Here is a 17,087-nt window from a genome sequence, read left to right on the forward strand (position 1 = left end):
CCGCCGGCGCGTGCGGCGGACGCGCGGGCCCCGCGCTCCGGCCGTGTTACGCCCGGTCCGCGGCGCCGACGGCGGGGACCGCCTCGTTCCGCTCGGCCCGGCCGTCGCGGGTGAGGTCGCGGCCGAGGGTCTCGCGGGTGACGGCGACGGTGATGGTGGTGATCACGGCGGCCGCGCACAGGTAGACGCTGATGGGCGTGGAGCTGCCGTAGTCCTTGAGGAGCTCGACCGCGATGATCGGGGCGAGGGCACCGGCGAGGATCGAGGCCAGCTGGGAGCCCATGGAGGCGCCCGAGTAGCGGACCTTGGTGTCGAACATCTCGGAGATGAAGGCGGCCTGCGGTCCGTACATCGCGCCGTGCAGCAGCAGACCCGCCGTGACGGCGAGGGTGATCACGGCGAACGACTTCGAGTCGACGAGCCCGAAGAAGGCGAACGCCCACACCGCCATGCCCGCCGAACCGATCAGCGTGACCGGGCGCCGGCCGATCCGGTCGGAGAGCGCGCCCCACAGCGGGATGGTGACGAAGTGGACGGCCGAGCCGATCAGGACGGCGTTCAGGGCGGTGCTCTTCGGCAGCTCCAGGTGCACGGTCACGTACACGAGGAGGAAGGAGGTGAGGATGTAGTACGAGATGTTCTCGCCGAAGCGGGTGCCGATGGCCGACAGGACCTCACGCCAGCTGCGCTTGAAGACCTCGACGACCGGGGCCTCCTCCTTGACGCCCGCCGCGGCGGCGGCCTCCGCCTTGGCCTGCGCCTCCAGGAACACCGGGGACTCGGAGACCGAGACGCGGATCCACAGACCGATCATGACGAGCAGTCCGGAGAGCAGGAAGGGGATGCGCCAGCCCCACGACTGGAAGGCGGCGTCCGACTGGACGGCGGCCAGCAGGGACAGGACGCCCGTGGCGAGCAGGTTGCCGCCGGGGGCGCCGGCCTGGGGCCAGGAGGCCCAGAAGCCGCGGTGCTTGTCGCCGCCGTGCTCGGAGACGATCAGGACGGCCCCGCCCCACTCGCCGCCCAGGGCGAAGCCCTGGACGAGCCGCAGCACCGTGAGCAGGATCGGCGCCCACACGCCGATGGACTCGTACGTGGGCAGCAGGCCCATCGCGAAGGTCGCGCCGCCCATCATCAGGAGGCTGAGCACCAGCAGCTTCTTGCGGCCGATCTTGTCGCCGAAGTGGCCGAAGACGATGCCGCCGAGCGGGCGGGCGGCGAAACCGATGGCGTACGTGATGAAGGCGATCAGCGTGCCCACCAGCGGGTCCGCGCTGGGGAAGAACAGGGTGTTGAAGACGAGCGCGGCGGCCGAGCCGTAGAGGAAGAAGTCGTACCACTCGATGGTGGTGCCGATCAGGCTCGCGGCGACGATGCGGCCGATGCGGCCTCTCGGCTGGGTGGTGGTGTCAGACATGGGATTCACCGGTTTCACGTACGGATGGGACGGGGGTGGAGCGTGCGGGAACGGTGGAGCGCGGGGGCGGAGCGGATGGAGCGGGGGGAGCGGGTGGGCTGTCAGCCGGCGGTCCAGCCGCCGTCGAGCGGCAGGGAGGTACCGGTGAGGTAGCCGGAGTGGGGGCCACAGAGCCACAGGACGGCGGCGGCGACCTCCTCGGCCTCCAGGAGGCGCTTGACGGGCGAGCGGGCCAGCATGACGTTGGTCAGCACGTCGCCCTCGCTGATGCCGTGCGCGGCGGCCTGGTCGCGGACCTGGCCCTCGACCAGCGGTGTACGGACGTAGCCGGGGTTCACGCAGTTGCTGGTGACCCCGTGGGGGGCGCCTTCGATCGCGGCGACCTTGCTGAGGCCCTCCAGGGCGTGCTTGGCGGCGACGTAGGCGGACTTGTAGGCGCTGGCCCGCAGCCCGTGGACGCTGGAGACGTTGACGACACGGCCCCAGCCGCGGGCGTACATGTGCGGGAGCGTCCTGCGCATCAGCAGGAAGGGGGCGGTGACCATCACCTTCTGGATCAGCTCGAACCGGTCCGGGGGGAACTCCGTGAGCGGGGCGACGTGCTGGAGGCCGGCGTTGTTGACGAGGATGTCGATCTCGGCCGGGAGGAGGTCGACAGCGCCCGCGTCGGCGAGGTCGGCCACCTGCGCCCGGCCTCCGGCGAGCTCGGCGACGGCCTTCGCCGAGTCGGCGTCCCGGTCGACGACGTGCACGAAGGCCCCCGCCCCCGCCAGGGCGAGGACGCAGGCCCGGCCGATGCCGCTGCCGCCGCCCGTCACCAGCGCGGTGCGACCGCTCAGGTCGTGCGCGGCGGCGGATGACAGCAGCCGGTCCGGGGTGGGAATTGTGTTCGTCATGGGCCGAAACAGTAGGGAGACCCTTCGCCTCGGCCCATGTACGAGTCCGCCATAGTGCCGGGCGATTCCATGGTGTGGGACACCATGGATCGCCGTGGCCAGGGGGCTGCGGCGCTCAGGACGCGGTGCCGACGGCCTTCGCGCTGTCGAGAGAGCACATGTTCGCCAGGCTCACCGGGTCCTGGCCGACGGGCTGGGGAACGGTGCCGGACGCGGGCGGACGGTGCCCGGCGGCGAGCCAGCCCTCCAGGGCCGTGAAGGCCGTGCGGTGGCACGGCGTGAGCGGCCGGAGCCTGTCGGGGAAGGCGTCGACGAGCGAGTCGGTGTGGGTGCCGCCCTCGACGCGGTAGTAGCGGTGCAGCGCGCCGCGTCCCGCCTCGCGCACCATGCGGGCGTAGACGTCGGAGTCCCGGCCGATCGGGAGCAGGGTGTCGAGTGTGCCGTGGAGCGTGATCAGGGGCTTGCCGATCCGGCCGGTGAGGGCGATCTTCTCGACGGCCCGCCGGACCTCGGCGGGCCGGGCCGCGTAGTCGTAGTCGGCGTCGCAGGCGGGGGTGCCCGGCAGGCAGTACGGGGTGCCCGCCTCGGTCGCGCCGTCGAAGCCGGGGTCCAGCTCCTCGCGGTAGACGCGCTGGGTCAGGTCCCAGTAGACCTTGTGGTGGTACGGCCACAGGAACTCCGTGTCGGCCGGGAAGCCGGCGGCGTGCAGCTCCTCCCGCGCCCGCTCCGCGCCCTCGCCGCCCGCCGCGTACACGGGATAGGCGCGCAGGGCCTTCGGCAGGAAGTCGAGCAGGTTGGGGCCGTCGCTCCGCCAGAGGGTGCCCTCCCAGTCCACCCCGCCGTCATAGAGCTCGGGGTGGTTCTCCAGCTGCCAGCGCACCAGATAGCCGCCGTTGGACATCCCGGTCGCCAGGGTGCGGGCCGGCGGACGGTGGTAGCGCTGCGCCACCACCGCTCCGGCCGCGCGGGTGAGCTGGGTGACCCGGTCGTTCCACTCGGCGATCGCGTCGCCGGGGGCCTTGCCGTCGCGGTGGAAGGCGAGGCCCGTGTTGCCCTTGTCGGTGGCGGCGTACGCGTACCCCCGGGCCAGCACCCAGTCGGCGATGGCCCGGTCGTTGGCGTACTGCTCGCGGTTGCCCGGGGTGCCGGCCACGACGAGACCGCCGTTCCAGCGGTCGGGCAGCCGGATCACGAACTGGGCGTCGTGCTGCCAGCCGTGGTTGGTGTTGGTGGTGGAGGTGTCGGGGAAGTAGCCGTCGATCTGGATGCCGGGCACCCCGCTGGGAACGGCCAGGTCCTTGGGCGTCAGCCCCGCCCAGTCGGCCGGGTCGGTGTGGCCCGAGGCGACGGTGCCCGCCGTGGTCAGTTCGTCGAGGCAGACGCTCTGCTGGTGCTCGGCGCCGGGGACGCGGATCTGCGCCTGGCGGGCGCAGTGGGCGCCCGGCGCGGCGGGGACGGCGGACGCGGCCGACGCGGGGGCGGTGGTGACGGTGAGGGCGGCCAGGGCGAGTGCCGCCTGCGCGCCTCGCCGCCAGGGACGTGGTGAGGAACGGAACGTGGGACGACTACGCATCGGTGCGTACCTCCGAGCTCGCGGGTCGAACTCCCGGGGCGGGGCCCGTCGGACGGGACCCGCGGGGAGAAATCCCGGGATGGGACTGCGGGAGGCTATGCCGCCCACCGGCCGGCGGACATGGCTGTGCGGCCCACCGTCCACGGCCCGGCGGTGGGCGCGGACACCACCCCTCCGTTCCGGTGCCACGCCATCGGGTCGGCACGCGAGGGCAGTGGTAACCGCCATACCGGAGGGGGGTGGTGTGTGGACGGCAGCCATGGTCGGCCCCGTCGCCCACTTCCTAGGCTCCGTGCATGTCGCTGGTACCGGCACCGGTTCCGACCTGGGAGGTCGTCCGGCTGCCCGAGGGAAGGGATCCTCATGGGTCTGGACAAGACGGTCGCGAGCGCGGCTGAGGCGGTGGCCGACATCCCCGACGGGGCATCGCTCGCCGTGGGCGGATTCGGGCTCTGCGGGATACCGGGCACGCTCCTCGACGCGCTGTGGCAGCGCGGCACCGAGGGCCTGCGGGTCGTGTCGAACAACTGCGGTGTGGACGACTGGGGGCTCGGCCTGCTGCTCGCCGCCGGACAGATCTCCCGGATGACGAGCTCGTACGTCGGGGAGAACAAGGAGTTCGCCCGCCAGTACCTGAGCGGGGAGCTGGAGGTCGAGCTCGTCCCCCAGGGCACGCTGGCCGAGCGGCTGCGGGCCGGGGGCGCGGGCATCCCCGCCTTCTACACCCCCGCGGGTACGGGAACGCAGGTCGGCGAGGGCGGGCTGCCGTGGAGGTACGCGGCCGACGGCTCGGTCGCGGTGGCGTCGCCGGCCAAGGAGACGCGGGAGTTCGGCGGGCGCCCGCATCTGCTGGAGGAGGGCATCACGACGGACTTCGCGCTGGTGCGGGCGACCATCGCGGACCGGCACGGCAACCTGGTCTTCCGCTCCTCGGCCCGCAACTTCAACCCGCTGGCCGCCATGGCCGGGCGGATCACCATCGCCGAGGTCGACCACCTCGTCGAACCGGGCGAGCTCGACCCCGACGAGGTCCATCTCCCCGGCATCTTCGTCCAGCGCGTGGTCCGGGTCACCCCCGGCGACCCCGCCGCCGAGCGGCGCGTCGAGCGCCGTACCGTCCGACAGGAAGGCGACGCCTGATGGCCCTCACCCGCGAGCAGATGGCGGCCCGCGCCGCCCTGGAGCTGACCGACGGCAGCTACGTGAACCTCGGCATCGGGCTGCCGACGCTCATCCCCAACCACCTCCCGCCCGGCATCGAGGTCGTGCTCCAGTCCGAGAACGGCATCCTCGGCGTCGGCCCGTACCCCACCGAGGACGAGCTCGACGCCGACCTCATCAACGCGGGCAAGGAGACGGTCACGACGCTCCCCGGCGCCTCGTTCTTCGACTCGGCGCTGTCCTTCGGGATGATCCGCGGCGGGCACATCGACGCCGCCGTCCTCGGCGCCATGCAGGTCTCCTCCTCGGGCGACCTCGCCAACTGGATGATCCCCGGCAAGATGGTCAAGGGCATGGGCGGTGCGATGGACCTCGTCCACGGCGCCGGCCGGGTCGTCGTCCTCATGGAGCACACCGCCAAGGACGGCACCCCCAAGCTCGTCGACACCTGCGGCCTGCCCCTGACCGGGCGCGGCGTCGTCCAGCGCGTGATCACCGATCTCGCCGTCGTCGACGTCACCCCCGACGGCTTCGTCCTGGCCGAACTCGCTCCCGGCGTCACCGCCGAGGAGGTCGTCGCGGCCACCGCGGCGCCGCTGCGCGTGCCGCGGGACGTGGCGCGGGGCGTCGGCTCGACCGCCTGAACCGGTCCTCCGCCGGCCCGGTGTCCCGGACAGCCACCGGCCCGGCGGACCTCCCCGCACCGCCCGCGGGGCGGCCGACGGTCCCGGCTCCTCGGCGGCCTCCGGGCGGGTGCCCACACCGTCCCGTCAGCCTGTCGGCCCGTCAGCGAGGGGCGAGGAGGCAGAACTCGTTGCCTTCCGGGTCGGCGAGAACCGTCCAGGAGACCGCGGACCGGTCGTAGTCGGGTTCGGTGGCGCCCAGGGCCCGCAGCCGGGCCTCCTCCGCCGCCGGGTCGTCCCCGGCGTACGGACGGACGTCGAGGTGGACGCGGTTCCACACGCTCTTGGGGTCGGGGGTGCGGAGGAACTCCAGGTAGGGACCGACCCCCTTGGCGGAGCGCATGCTGGCGTGATGGTCGGTGACCTCGCGCACGGTCCAGTCCATCGCCTCGCCCCAGAACCGGGCCATCACCCGCGGGTCGGCGCAGTCGACGACGACCGCGGCGATCGGCCCGGTCCCCCGGTAGACGGGGCGAGGCTCCAGAACGCAGAACTCGTTGCCCTCGGGGTCGGCCATGACCGTCCAGGGGACGTCGCCCTGGCCCACGTCGGCGCGCGTCGCTCCGAGGTCCTCCAGGCGCGCGACCAGTTCCGCCTGATGGGCGGCGGAGGTGGTGGCGAGATCGAGATGCACCCGGTTCTTCACCGTCTTCGGCTCCGGGTCGGCGATGATGTCGATGCAGACGGCCGCGGGATCGGGATAGGCGAACCCCACGGGTTCGAGGTTGGTCACCCCGGGTGCCTCGCTGCCGACGCCCCAGCCGAGCGCCTCCGCCCAGAACCTGCCGAGCGCGGCGTCGTCCTGGGCCTTCATGTTGATCTGCACGAGTCTGGTGGCCATGCGTCGATCATAGGAGCGGCCTGCGGTCCGGGCGGCAGGCGTGGCGTGTGTGACCTGGGCTTCGGGGGACGCGGCCTGGGCTTCGGGGGGCGCGGCCTGGGCTTCGGTGGACGCGGCGGGCGGTCGCGTAGGGTTCCGGGATGATCGCTACGCCTGAGGAGTTCGCGCGGGGCACCGTCGAGCGCGAGGGGCGGGCCGGGGCGGCATGGCTCGCCGAACTGCCCGGTATCGTCGAGGAGTTGCTCGATCGCTGGTCGTGCGTGCCGGATGGCGAGGTCATGCACGGGGGTGTCGGCGTCATCGTCCCCGTACGGCGGCGGACCACCGGGGGCGACGCGGTACTGAAGGTGTCGTTCCCTCATCCCGGCAACGTCCATGAACCGGACGCCTTCGTCACGTGGGGCGGATGCGGCGCCGTCCTGCTCCACGAACGCGACGACGAGCGGTTCGCGATGCTGCTGGAGCGGGCCCGGTCGTCGACCTTGGCCGAGGTCGGGGACGAGGACGAGGTGGCGACGGTCGCGGGGCGACTCCATCGACGCCTGGCCGTCCCCGCGCCTCCCGGCCTGCCCCGGCTGTCCGCGCGGGCGGACGCCTGGGAGGAGCGGTTGCGGGCGGACGCCGAGGAGCTGCCGCACGCGCTGCCGCGTCATGCGCTGGACACCGCCCTGGACACCGTCCGGGAGCTGGGCCGGGACCAGCCGGACACTCTCGTCCACGGCGACCTGCACCCTCGGAACATCCTGCGCGCCGACCGGGAGCCGTGGCTGGCCGTCGACCCGAAGGGATACGCGGGAGATCCGGCCTACGACGGCGGCACGCTGCTGAAGTCGCGCGCGCTGAGCCTCCTCGGAGCGGACGACCTGCGCAAGGCCGCCGACCGCGTCGTGGACGTCTTCGCCGAGGCAGCGGAACTCGACCGCGAACGCGTCCGTCGATGGGCGCAGTTCCACGCCGTCCAGGCGTCGTTCTGGGGGCGCCGCCACGGGTTTCGCCTCGCTCGCGGCGGACCGCGGCCGGACTGGCTGACCGGGTTCGCCGACCACCTGGCGGAGTCGCTCGCCGCACGCCCCTGAGACGCCCCCTCAGTCCTGGGCGGGGATGTCGAGGGCGGTCCCGTACAGCCGGGTGACGCGGATCCGGATGGTCACGCGCCGGTCGGGCAGCAGCGGCTCCTCTCCGGGAGCCGGCCGGTCGGCCGGGTCCACGATCTCCGCTTCGCCTTCCGCCACGGCGAACGACCAGACGTCCGGGCCGCTGACGTGCAGCGCCGCGTGCGGGTCGCGTCGCAGCTGGCGGACCTTGAGACGGTCGGCGGTGGAGGAGACGCTCAGGACGCGCTCCTCGGGGTTCCACGCGTAGAGGACGGTCGACAGGTGCGGGTGACCGGTGCCGCGGACGCTCGCCAACACGCCGAACCGCTGTCGGCCCAACAGCTCCGAGAGCTCCCGGTCGGAGAGTGCCCGGGGCGCCGGGCCGTCGTTCCTGGTCGTGCGGGGAGCGGCCTCGGTGACGGTGTGCGAGCTCATGACGGTCAGCCTTTCGTCGGTCGGAGCGGAGGATGCGGGGCCGGACGCCCTGCGGCACGGACGGGAACGGCCCACCGCGACGAGCCTCCCCGGCGAGCCGCCCTTCGGGGACTCACAGGTAAGACCTTAGCCGATAGTTTCGTTGCAGACCATCTATCGAGGTCCTAAATTCGGGAAGGGGCGAGCCGTCGCCGACGGGACCGGGCGCCGAACGCCCGCCGCGGCCGCCGCCGCCCGGGCCCGTCGGCGCGCAAGTCGCCCTCCGGGCACCCTGCTTGAGCGCGGGACGCCCGGCGGTGGCACCATCTGTGGGATGCCTCCTTCCATCGATGTCGGCCCGTACACGGTCATCGCGCTCACCGACGGCACAGGTCCCTTCTTCTCCCCCAGGTCGGAGGCGTTCCCCGACGCCACCGCCGAGCAGTGGGCGGCGGCCGACCGGTTCGACCCCGGCGCGCGGTACGCCGACGGACGCTGGCGACTCCAGTTCCGCGCGTTCGCGATCCGCGGCGACCGGGGCGTGACGCTGGTCGACGCGGGGATCGGCCCGGCCGACGGCCCGGCGGCCTCGTGGGCGCCGGTGCCCGGGGCGCTCCCGGAATCACTGGCCGCCGCGGGTATCGAACCCTCCGAGGTCGACACCGTGGTGCTCACGCACCTCCACACCGACCACGTGGGCTGGGCCGTCGTCGGCGGCGACCAGGCGCGGCCGTTCTTCCCGAACGCCGAGTACCTGTTGCAGCAGGCCGAACTCGACGCGATCGAGGAGATCAACCCGCAGCTGCGGTCCAGCCTGATCGACCCGCTCCGGAAGGCCGATCGGCTGCGGCCGCTCGACGGCGACACCTCCCTGCGCGGCGGGGAGCACGTGGTCGCCACTCCCGGCCACACCCCCGGGCACCAGAGCGTGCTCGTCTCCTCCGGGCGCGAACGGGTCGCCGTCACCGGCGACCTGCTGGTGCACGCGATCCAGCTGCTCCACCCCGACCTCGCCTACGCCCACGAGATGGACCCCGCGCGGGCCAGGGCCTCCAGGGACCGGGTGCTGAACGGCCGGGCCGCCGACACCCTCCACCTCGCGACACCGCACCTGACCGAACCCTTCGTCACCCGCTGACCACCGGCCGCCCCCGGGAGCCCTCGGCCCCCGGGGCGGCGCGACAGCCGACGACCCGGGCCCGGCTCCCCGGCGGCTCAGGGACGCCCGCGGTGGAGGGCCTCGGCCGCCGCGGCGACGACGGTCTCCGCCACCAGCGCGAGCGCCGGCACGTCGAGCTTCCACTGCTGCCAGTACAGCGGCGTGTCCACCCGCCTCCCCTGCGCCAGTTCCACGACGGCTCCCGACCGGAGCAGCGGTTCCGCCTGCGCTTCCGGGACCAGGCCCCAGCCCAGACCGGCGGCCACCGCGTCGCGGAAGCCCTCCGAGGTGGGCACCTGGTGCCGGAGCAGGCTGCCGGCGACCGTCCCGTCCCGGGCGAGGGACCGGACGAACCGGTCCTGCAACTCGTCACGCCGGTCGAAGACGACGACCGGCGCGTCGGGCAGGCGCCGTTCCAGCGGTCCGCCCGCCAGGTGGAGTGCCGCGAACCGAGGGGTCGCCACCGGCAGGTACCGCGCCAGCCCCAAGGGGCGCACGGTGCAGCCCGCCACGGGCTCCGCCGAGGACGTCACCGCCGCCATCACCCGCCCTTCCCGCAGCAGCTCCGCGGTGTGGGTCTCGTCCTCGCGGTGCAGCTCGAAGCAGATGGGCGGGGACTGCGGCACCCGCGTCAGCGCGGGCAGGAACCAGGTGGCCAGGGAGTCCGCGTTCACCGCGAGGGGAAGCCGGGCCGGACCGGCGCCGCCCGGGATCCCCAGCTCCGTCCGCGCGTCCCGCTCCAGCGCGGCCAGCCGGCGCGCGAACCGCACCACCACCTGTCCGGACTCCGTCGGCCGGACCGGCTTCGTCCGCATCAGCAGCACCCGCCCGGTGCGCTCCTCCAGCGCCTTGATCCGCTGACTCACCGCGGAAGGCGTCACGTGCAGGACCGCCGCGGCGGCGTCGAAGGTGCCCTCGTCGACGACGGCGAGCAGAGTGCGCACCTGATCGTGGGGAAGCTCTTTCATAAGCCCAGCTTAGGTTGGGTAAGAATCCTTAGCTGTACTGATGCGACGGTGATCATTAACGTCGGTTCACATGAACAGCGGCATCATCCCGGCGGCCGTCGCCGGATTCGGTACGGGCCTGTCCCTCATCGTGGCCATCGGCGCGCAGAACGCGTTCGTCCTCCGCCAGGGCGTGCGGCGCCAGGCCGTCCTGGCGGTGGTCGGGATATGCGCCGTGTCGGACGCGGTCCTCATAGCCCTGGGCGTGGCCGGCCTCGGGGCCGTCGTCACCGCGTGGCCCTTCGGCCTCACGGTGGCCGGCCTGGCCGGCGGCGCCTTCCTGATCTGTTACGGCGTCCTCGCCGCACGCCGCGCGCTGCGCCCCGCGGGCGAGGCGCTCCAGGTGAAGGGCGCCTCCGCGGGCTCCGTCCGGGCCGCGGTCCTCACCTGCCTGGCCATGACCTGGCTCAACCCGCACGTCTACCTCGACACCGTGTTGCTGCTCGGTTCGGTCGCCGCCGACCGCGGTTCGCTGCGCTGGGTGTTCGGCCTCGGGGCGATGCTGGCCAGCGTGATGTGGTTCGCCGGCCTCGGGTACGGCGCCCGCCTCCTCGGCGGCGTACTGTCCCGCCCCGCCGCCTGGCGCGTCCTCGACGGCCTCGTGGCGGTCATGATGCTCGCGATGGGCGTCATGCTGCTGACCCGCACCGTGTGACGCCCCGCCCCCGGTCCCCCGCCTACCGCGCGCCCGGGGAACGTCCGGCCGGGCGCCACCGGCGGGCCGGGGACCCGGCCCCTCGGCGGCCTCCCCCGCCCCGCCCACGGTCACCGTGGCGGCGGAGGCCCGGGCGGGGAGGCCTGCCGTGCTCGTCCTCGGCTGGACCGCCCTACGCGATGACGACGTTGTAGGCCGGGATGATCGTCGGCCGGACGTCGGCATGGCCGAGGTCGGCCAGGATCGGCCCGAAGGCCTTCGCGTGGGTTTCGAGGGCCTCCTGGCTCTCCCAGACCTCGGTCACCCGGAAGACGCCGTCGGCCGTGCCCGCCGCGTGGGAGACGAGACCCACGACCGGCAGGTCCGCGAACCGGGTGAAGCCCCTGCCGTCCGTCATCCGGTCGATGACCGTGTCGTAGAGCTCCTGCCCCGCGCCCGGGAAGTCGAAGGTGACGATGATGGCCATCCGTGTGCCCCTCTCTCGGTCCGCCGCACGACCGCGGCGGCGACGCCCGTGATCATAGCGGTAGGTAATCATGCGAACTCACAGAGCGATGATCGCCGCTGCGGTCTCAGGGGTGGGGGAAGGAGCCCGTCAGACCGCCGTCGACGACCAGGTCCTGGCCGGTGATGTAGGCGGCGTCGGAGGAGGCCAGGAAGGCGACCGCGGCGGCGACGTCGTCGGCGTGGCCGATGGTGCCGAGCGGGACCTGCGCGGCGTTGCGGGCGTCGGCCTCGGGACCGGCGGTGGCGGCCCGGTACATCTCGGTGTCGATGAAGCCGGGGCTGACCGAGTTGACGCGGATGCCACGGGGGGCCAGGTCGGAGCCGAGGGTGCGGGCCAGATTGTGGACGGCGGCCTTCGTGGCGGAGTGGACGGAGGCGACGGGCAGACCGCGGTGCAGCGTCCAGGAGGCGTTGAGGACGATCGCGCCGCCGTCCTTCAGCAGGGGAAGGGCCTTTTGGACGGTGAAGAAGACGCCCTTGAAGTTGACCGCCGAGGCGTGGTCGAAGTCGGCCTCGGTGATCTCGGCGCCGGGCTTGAAGACGCCGGTGCCCGCGTTGGCGAAGACGGCGTCGAGAGCACCTCGCCAGTTCTCGACACGGCTCATGAGGGTGTCCAGGTCGGCCAGGTCCGCGACGTCGGAGACGACCGTCGACAGGCGCTCTCCGGCGGCGAGTTCCGCCGCCGCCCTGTCGAGCCGGGCCGCGTCGCGACCGGTGATGACGACGTGGGCGCCTTCGTCGAGGAGGCGGCGGGCGGTGGCGAGGCCCATGCCCGAGGTGCCGCCGGTGATCAGGACGGTGCGGCCGGTGAATCGCTTCATGCCGACGATGCTGTGCGCCGGGGCCCGGCCGCGGCAGTGCGAGGTGATCCTGGGTCTGCCACCACCACCTTCGCGACCGGCCGCACGCGCGGCCCCGCAACGGCTTCGCCCTCCGAGGCCGTTGGCATGGCCGCGTTCAAGATCGTAAAGTCGCACCATGATCGAGAACATTCCGGCCACCGCGCCGTTCCCGCCCGTGCTGACCCGGCACGACGAGGCCGAGACCTGCGCCGACCCGAGCAGCGTGATGACGCTCCTCGCCGACTCGGACGGCACCGCCGACGGCTTCACCAGCTACCGGTCCACCTTCGCCGAGGGAGCCGTCGGCGCACCCGCCCACTTCCACACCAAGGCGACCGAGCTGTTCTTCGTGATCAGCGGCTCCCTGCGCGTCCTCGTCGGCGAGGAGGTCACGGTGCTCGGCGCCGGCGACTTCCTCGCGGTACCGCCGCACACCCCGCACGCCTTCGCCGCGGCTCCCGGCTGCGAGGCGGACGTCCTCTTCGTCTTCACCCCCGGCATGGGCCGCTTCGACTACCTGCGGCTGCTCGGCCGGGTCATGCGCGGCGAGGCGGACTTCAAGGAGATCGCCGATTCGGCGGAGCGGTTCGACAACCACTACGTCGACAGCCCCGCCTGGCGCGCCGCCCTGGAGTCCTCCGAGTGATTCGCCCCGGGGCGCGCGACCCCGGGCACGCGGGACCGTCTCGCACCGCGCCGCACGGACACCCGCCCCTCACCCACGCCCCGGACCACGCTTGCGCGCGGTACCGGAGCGCCGGAGGTCGACGCCGCCGCGCTGCCCCTGGACGCGGCGGGCCGCGTCAGGGACGACGGCGACCTCGTCTTCCGTGACCGGCGCGCACACGCCTCCGGGGCGGTGCGGTTCGTCGGACGGGTACGGAGCGAGGAGCGGCGCGTGGCGGTTCCGCGCGGTGGGGCAGGGGTGCGGCTCCGGGCTCGCCGGGCTCGCGGAGGACCACGGCATCGCGGGCGGGACCCCGGCGCGGCTTCCGGCCTCGGCACCCGGGGTGCCCCGCCCGGCCAAGGCGCGGCGTCCCGTCCGCGCGGGCAGGGAGCCGTCGCCCGCCGCCGCGCTCTTCGGCGAGGACTTTCCGGAGTTCGTCCGGGAGGGCACCGGCTCGATGGAGTTCACCGTCGACGAGCCCCTGCCGACCGGCTTCTTCGTGGTCGACACGGAGCGGTCGGGCGACGGCTCCTTCATGGTGGACAGCTGCACGCCGCGCGCCCGCGGCGTCCGGGACGCCCATCCGCTCGTCGACGAGCCGGAGAGGCGTCCGAAGTACCGGGTGCCGCTGCCGGAGGGCCCCGTGCCGGTGAGGATCGGAGACGCCGAAGGGAACCGGTCCCTGGAGGTCCGGCCCACCCCCTGATACCGCGACGGGGTTCAGGGCAGGAACGACAGCAGGCTCTCGGCCGCCGCCGGGTCCCCGGCCAGCCGGCCGGCCGTACGGATGCCCTCCTCGTCCAGTGCGCCCCCTCGCACGAGCCGGATGGCCTCGTGGACGCCGTCCCCGTCCCCGTACGCGAGCATCGCGAGGAACCAGCGGACCGCTTGCACCGGGTCGGGCACGGTGCCGAAACCGTCGCGGTACCAGCAGGCGGCGGCGTTCATGGCGCCGGTGTGGCCGCGTTCGGCGGCCCACAGGTACCACTGGAGGGCCTCCTCGTCCCGGTCGAGGGAGGACAGCCGATCGGCGAGGACCGCGCCGGCGACGTCGATGCCCTGACGGGCGGCCGCCCGCAGCATGGCCAGGGACTCGTCGAGGTCGTCGGTCAACCGGCCCAGGTTGAACGCCGCGTGCGGGTCGCCGGCCTCCGCCGCCGCCCGGAACAGTTCTTCGGCACCGGCCAGGTCCTCCGCGACCCCGAGGCCGCTCGCCAGCAGGTGGCCGTACGTGCGCTGCCCCGCCGGGTGGCCCGCCTCGGCCGACGCGCGGGCATACGCCACGACCCTGGGCAGCGCGGACTCGTCGGCGTACTCCAGGAGGATCCCGGCGAGCAGCGCCGCCGCATCCGCCGAGCCCGCGTCGGCGAGGGGGACGAGCTCGCCCGTGATCCCCACGGCGAGTTCGGCACCCTCTTCGCTGCCGTCCATCGCCGCTCGCACGAAGGCGTGCCCGGCGGCTGTCCAGTCACCTGCCGCCGCCCTCCGTCCTGCTTCCACGTGTTCCATGACCAGAAGGTTAGAGGGCGCCTGCCCCGCCCCCGAGGCGCTCGGCCGCCGTGTGGGCGGAGGCGAAGGTGAAGGCGCGCGGGGACGGTCCGTGCGCCCGCAGGTGCGCCAGTCGCTCCAAGGCCTCCTCGACGGTCGGCCGGTGGCCGGCGGGGACCCACCAGAGGGCCATGTGCGCTTCGACGTGGCGCTCGAACCACGCGCGGCGCTGCCGCATCACCTCCAGGTGCCCGCTGCGGTAGGTGAAGTCCCACAGGGCCTCCCGGCTCTCCCAGACGCTGAGGTTCACGATGACGTCCTCGTCGGCCGGGCGCAGGCCGGTGGCGTCGGGGGTCCCGTCCTCCACGAGCCGCCACACGAAACCGGGAGCGCCGTCGGCGGCGGCGTTGACCGGGTCGAGCATCTCGACGAACGGCGTCATGCGGGGGTCGTCGAGGGGGTGGCGGAGCGTGGCCACGTTGAGCTCGGCGAGGTGATGGGCGGCGGCGGGCGTGGATGCGGTCATGACCTCATCCCAGCACGGCGCCCTTTTCTATGTCAATGATCGTTGTTTTTAGAAGGTTCGACCACCACGCAGCACTCCCCCGGCCGCGCGTCCATACGCGCACGCACCGGGCCGGGCGCACCCAACAGCCCTTCCAGGAGCGCCAGGTTCATTCCGCAGACGAGGGGCGGGAAGCGTTCCGCGACGGCGTGGAAGGGGCAGTTGCGCATACGGAGGACGGGGGCGGGCGCCACCGCGTCCACCGGCGCCGACGACTCGGCGACCGCCGCGCCCTCGGGGCTTCCGGCACCTCCGGCGCCTTCGAGGTGCGGTTCGTAGCCCCGCGCGGCCAGTGTCGCCATGGCCTCCTCAAGGCTCCCGCAGGGCGCGGCCGCACCCCTCAGGGCCTCGCCCCGGCGGCGCGCGGCCTCGCAGAGCCCGGCGTCCAGGCCGGCCAGTTCGGCGGCCTCGGCGAGGAGTTCGGCGGCGGTGCGGTAGTCCCGGGCGGGGAGCGACACCGACCGCTCGCCCGGCGCCCGCTTGTACACCTTGGCGGGGCGGCCCGCCCCCGGCCCCGAACGGCCCGTCAGGCGGCGACTGCCGCTCTCCAGCAGCCCGGCCCCCGTCAGACGGTCCAGATGATGCGCGGCGAGCGTGCGCGCCACGCCCGCCGCCTCCGCGGCCTCGTTGCGCCCCACGTCGCGGCCCTGCGCCACGACGTACTCGTACAGGCGGCGGCGTACCGGATCCTGCAGCACCGCGATTGCGTCGATGTCCTCCATCGGACCATTCTAATGACAACGAAAGTTGGAGATAGAACGGCCGGGCACGGTGTCCGACGGGACGGGGCCGGGGGCGATCGGTCGGGCGACCGGTCAGGCGATCGTCGTCATGCGCTCCTGATCGCGTGAGGCGGGCGGGTGCGCGGCGCCCAGGGACTGTTCGAGGACGTCGAGGGACTGGCGCATGCCGGCGATGCGCTCGGCGAGGTCGGCCCGGCCGGTGCCGTCGACCGCGGCCTCGTCGGGGCCGGTCTTGTCGGGGCCTGTCTTGTCGAGCGCGGCGCTGTCGAGTTCGCGCGCCTCGTCCAGGCTGTTGAGGACGACCCCGATGAGCACGTTGACCAGGACGAAGGAGGCCAGCAGGACGTAGGAGCCGTAGTAGAGGATGCTCAGGCGCGAGATGGCCAGGCCGTTGTAGATGGCGTCCTGCAGGCCCTCCAGCGTCATCAGCAGGAAGAGGGTGAGCAGGGCGCGGCCCAGGGAGCCGAAGTGGGCGGGGTCGTGGGAGCCGAAGCAGACCCAGCCGACCATGGCGTAGACGTAGAGGATGACGGCGCCGACGAAGAGGAAGCTGACGGTGCCGGGCAGGCTGCGGGAGACGGCGATGAACAGGATCCGCAGCTGGGGCAGGAACCGGGCGGTGCGGAGCACGCGCACCAGGCGGAGCAGCCGCAGGACGGTGGAGTTCTCCCGTACGAAGGGGATGTACGCGCACGCCACGACGATCAGGTCGAAGGCGTTCCAGCCGTCGCGCCAGAACTCCCTGGGCCGGTCGGCGTGGGCGCCGAGGCGCAGCAGCATCTCCAGCGTGAAGAAGGCGAGGCAGCCGTGCTCGGCCCCTCGGAGTTGTGCGGCGTGCTCGGCGGCGAAGCCGCGGTAGGTCTCGGCGCCGAGGAGGACGGCGTTGAGCAGGATCACGGTCAGGACGGCGAAGGAGAAGGCGGGGGCCTCGGTCACGGAGCGGCAGGATGCCGCGATCCGGACCCGGGTGGGAGCCGGGGCGGTGGTCATGAGGGTCTCCGGGGGCACTTGCGCAGAGCGTGGCGTCGGTGCGGGCACGACGGGATACGGAACGGGGCGGACGGGGCGGGAATGGCGGGCGGGGTGGGAGTGGGCTTCCTGTTGACCTAACGTGCCCGGAACACGTCAGGCTGCGGGGTGGACGCGAAAAGGCTGAACGATTCATCCGCCGCGGGGAAAGACCGCGCATTGGGTCCCCTCCGAGCCGTCCGGTCCGTGACCGGCCCCGCCCAAGATCGTTAACTCCGGTCCGCGCGCGAGGGGCGGACCGTCGGGCCGCCGCCGTCGCCGGGCCGGGGAGGCGGCCGGGTGCTCACCCCTGGGGGTGGTGCGGGGCCGTCCAGTAGGCGCAGTTCGGCCCGTCGTGCCGGGGGCC

Annotated in this window: 19 protein-coding genes; 7 read left to right on the forward strand and 12 right to left on the reverse strand. The window is 73.4% G+C overall.

What is annotated here, in order from left to right:
* Nucleotides 1-46: 46 nt before the first annotated feature.
* The 3 genes from ACFQ8C_RS05790 to ACFQ8C_RS05800 form a co-directional block, all read right to left on the reverse strand.
* Nucleotides 47-1,417 carry an MFS transporter gene (locus tag ACFQ8C_RS05790; protein ID WP_383452629.1) on the reverse strand — a complete coding sequence of 457 codons (1,371 nt, stop codon included), beginning with the start codon at nucleotides 1,415-1,417 and terminating at the stop codon, nucleotides 47-49.
* Between the two features lie 101 nt (nucleotides 1,418-1,518).
* Nucleotides 1,519-2,313 carry a 3-hydroxybutyrate dehydrogenase gene (locus ACFQ8C_RS05795; RefSeq protein WP_383452631.1) on the reverse strand — a complete coding sequence of 265 codons (795 nt, stop codon included), beginning with the start codon at nucleotides 2,311-2,313 and terminating at the stop codon, nucleotides 1,519-1,521.
* A 115-nt stretch (nucleotides 2,314-2,428) separates the two neighbouring features.
* Complete coding sequence (locus ACFQ8C_RS05800; protein ID WP_383452632.1) at nucleotides 2,429-3,886, reverse strand: 3-hydroxybutyrate oligomer hydrolase family protein; 1,458 nt, start codon at nucleotides 3,884-3,886, stop codon at nucleotides 2,429-2,431.
* Between the two features lie 363 nt (nucleotides 3,887-4,249).
* Between ACFQ8C_RS05800 and ACFQ8C_RS05805 the strand changes: the two genes are divergently transcribed.
* Nucleotides 4,250-5,026, forward strand: coding sequence for a CoA transferase subunit A (locus ACFQ8C_RS05805; protein WP_383452634.1), 777 nt, complete (start codon nucleotides 4,250-4,252; stop codon nucleotides 5,024-5,026).
* Entirely contained in the window at nucleotides 5,026-5,691 is a 666-nt protein-coding gene (locus ACFQ8C_RS05810) for a 3-oxoacid CoA-transferase subunit B (RefSeq protein WP_383452637.1), read from the forward strand. The genes ACFQ8C_RS05805 and ACFQ8C_RS05810 overlap by 1 nt, the downstream gene beginning before the upstream one ends.
* Before the next feature lie 142 nt (nucleotides 5,692-5,833).
* Here ACFQ8C_RS05810 and ACFQ8C_RS05815 read toward each other — a convergent pair whose 3' ends face one another.
* A complete protein-coding gene (locus ACFQ8C_RS05815) occupies nucleotides 5,834-6,571 on the reverse strand; it encodes a VOC family protein (protein WP_383452639.1) in 738 nt (245 codons plus the stop codon).
* Between the two features lie 140 nt (nucleotides 6,572-6,711).
* Between ACFQ8C_RS05815 and ACFQ8C_RS05820 the strand changes: the two genes are divergently transcribed.
* A complete protein-coding gene (locus tag ACFQ8C_RS05820) occupies nucleotides 6,712-7,647 on the forward strand; it encodes an aminoglycoside phosphotransferase family protein (RefSeq protein WP_383452641.1) in 936 nt (311 codons plus the stop codon).
* Between the two features lie 9 nt (nucleotides 7,648-7,656).
* On the opposite strand, the gene ACFQ8C_RS05825 is transcribed toward ACFQ8C_RS05820, so the two are convergent.
* Nucleotides 7,657-8,100, reverse strand: coding sequence for a pyridoxamine 5'-phosphate oxidase family protein (locus tag ACFQ8C_RS05825; RefSeq protein WP_383452642.1), 444 nt, complete (start codon nucleotides 8,098-8,100; stop codon nucleotides 7,657-7,659).
* Nucleotides 8,101-8,413: 313 nt separating this feature from the next.
* On the opposite strand from ACFQ8C_RS05825, the gene ACFQ8C_RS05830 reads away from it, so the two are divergent.
* Nucleotides 8,414-9,217 (forward strand): MBL fold metallo-hydrolase, encoded by an 804-nt coding sequence (locus ACFQ8C_RS05830; protein WP_383452644.1) that lies wholly within the window; start codon nucleotides 8,414-8,416, stop codon nucleotides 9,215-9,217.
* Nucleotides 9,218-9,294: 77 nt separating this feature from the next.
* Here the strand turns inward: ACFQ8C_RS05830 and ACFQ8C_RS05835 are convergent, their stop codons facing one another.
* The gene (locus ACFQ8C_RS05835) at nucleotides 9,295-10,206 is read right to left on the reverse strand and encodes a LysR family transcriptional regulator ArgP (RefSeq protein ID WP_383452646.1); all 912 of its coding nucleotides are present in this window, start codon (nucleotides 10,204-10,206) and stop codon (nucleotides 9,295-9,297) included.
* Between the two features lie 70 nt (nucleotides 10,207-10,276).
* Between ACFQ8C_RS05835 and ACFQ8C_RS05840 the strand changes: the two genes are divergently transcribed.
* On the forward strand, nucleotides 10,277-10,900 hold the full coding sequence (locus ACFQ8C_RS05840) for a LysE/ArgO family amino acid transporter (RefSeq protein ID WP_383452648.1): 624 nt from the start codon (nucleotides 10,277-10,279) through the stop codon (nucleotides 10,898-10,900).
* Nucleotides 10,901-11,072: 172 nt separating this feature from the next.
* On the opposite strand, the gene ACFQ8C_RS05845 is transcribed toward ACFQ8C_RS05840, so the two are convergent.
* Nucleotides 11,073-11,366: a hypothetical protein gene (locus ACFQ8C_RS05845; RefSeq protein ID WP_383452650.1), complete on the reverse strand. Its 294-nt coding sequence runs from the start codon at nucleotides 11,364-11,366 to the stop codon at nucleotides 11,073-11,075.
* A 106-nt stretch (nucleotides 11,367-11,472) separates the two neighbouring features.
* On the reverse strand, nucleotides 11,473-12,228 hold the full coding sequence (locus ACFQ8C_RS05850; RefSeq protein ID WP_383452652.1) for an SDR family NAD(P)-dependent oxidoreductase: 756 nt from the start codon (nucleotides 12,226-12,228) through the stop codon (nucleotides 11,473-11,475).
* A gap of 157 nt (nucleotides 12,229-12,385) precedes the next feature.
* Here ACFQ8C_RS05850 and ACFQ8C_RS05855 point away from each other — a divergent pair, with 157 nt between their 5' ends.
* Together ACFQ8C_RS05855 and ACFQ8C_RS05860 are read left to right on the forward strand one after the other, a co-directional pair.
* On the forward strand, nucleotides 12,386-12,895 hold the full coding sequence (locus ACFQ8C_RS05855; RefSeq protein WP_383452654.1) for a cupin domain-containing protein: 510 nt from the start codon (nucleotides 12,386-12,388) through the stop codon (nucleotides 12,893-12,895).
* Between the two features lie 268 nt (nucleotides 12,896-13,163).
* On the forward strand, nucleotides 13,164-13,622 hold the full coding sequence (locus ACFQ8C_RS05860) for a hypothetical protein (RefSeq protein ID WP_383452656.1): 459 nt from the start codon (nucleotides 13,164-13,166) through the stop codon (nucleotides 13,620-13,622).
* A gap of 14 nt (nucleotides 13,623-13,636) precedes the next feature.
* Here the strand turns inward: ACFQ8C_RS05860 and ACFQ8C_RS05865 are convergent, their stop codons facing one another.
* The 4 genes from ACFQ8C_RS05865 to ACFQ8C_RS05880 all read right to left on the reverse strand — a co-directional run bounded on the left by ACFQ8C_RS05865 (nucleotide 13,637) and on the right by ACFQ8C_RS05880 (nucleotide 16,702).
* The gene (locus ACFQ8C_RS05865) at nucleotides 13,637-14,425 is read right to left on the reverse strand and encodes a tetratricopeptide repeat protein (protein ID WP_383452658.1); all 789 of its coding nucleotides are present in this window, start codon (nucleotides 14,423-14,425) and stop codon (nucleotides 13,637-13,639) included.
* A 10-nt stretch (nucleotides 14,426-14,435) separates the two neighbouring features.
* Entirely contained in the window at nucleotides 14,436-14,930 is a 495-nt protein-coding gene (locus tag ACFQ8C_RS05870; RefSeq protein WP_383452659.1) for a DUF3291 domain-containing protein, read from the reverse strand.
* Nucleotides 14,931-14,962: 32 nt separating this feature from the next.
* On the reverse strand, nucleotides 14,963-15,691 hold the full coding sequence (locus tag ACFQ8C_RS05875) for a helix-turn-helix transcriptional regulator (RefSeq protein WP_383452661.1): 729 nt from the start codon (nucleotides 15,689-15,691) through the stop codon (nucleotides 14,963-14,965).
* A gap of 93 nt (nucleotides 15,692-15,784) precedes the next feature.
* A complete protein-coding gene (locus tag ACFQ8C_RS05880; protein ID WP_383452663.1) occupies nucleotides 15,785-16,702 on the reverse strand; it encodes an ion transporter in 918 nt (305 codons plus the stop codon).
* Between the last annotated feature and the right edge of the window lie 385 nt (nucleotides 16,703-17,087).

This window comes from Streptomyces sp. NPDC056503, assembly GCF_042794995.1.
Classification (GTDB): domain Bacteria; phylum Actinomycetota; class Actinomycetes; order Streptomycetales; family Streptomycetaceae; genus Streptomyces.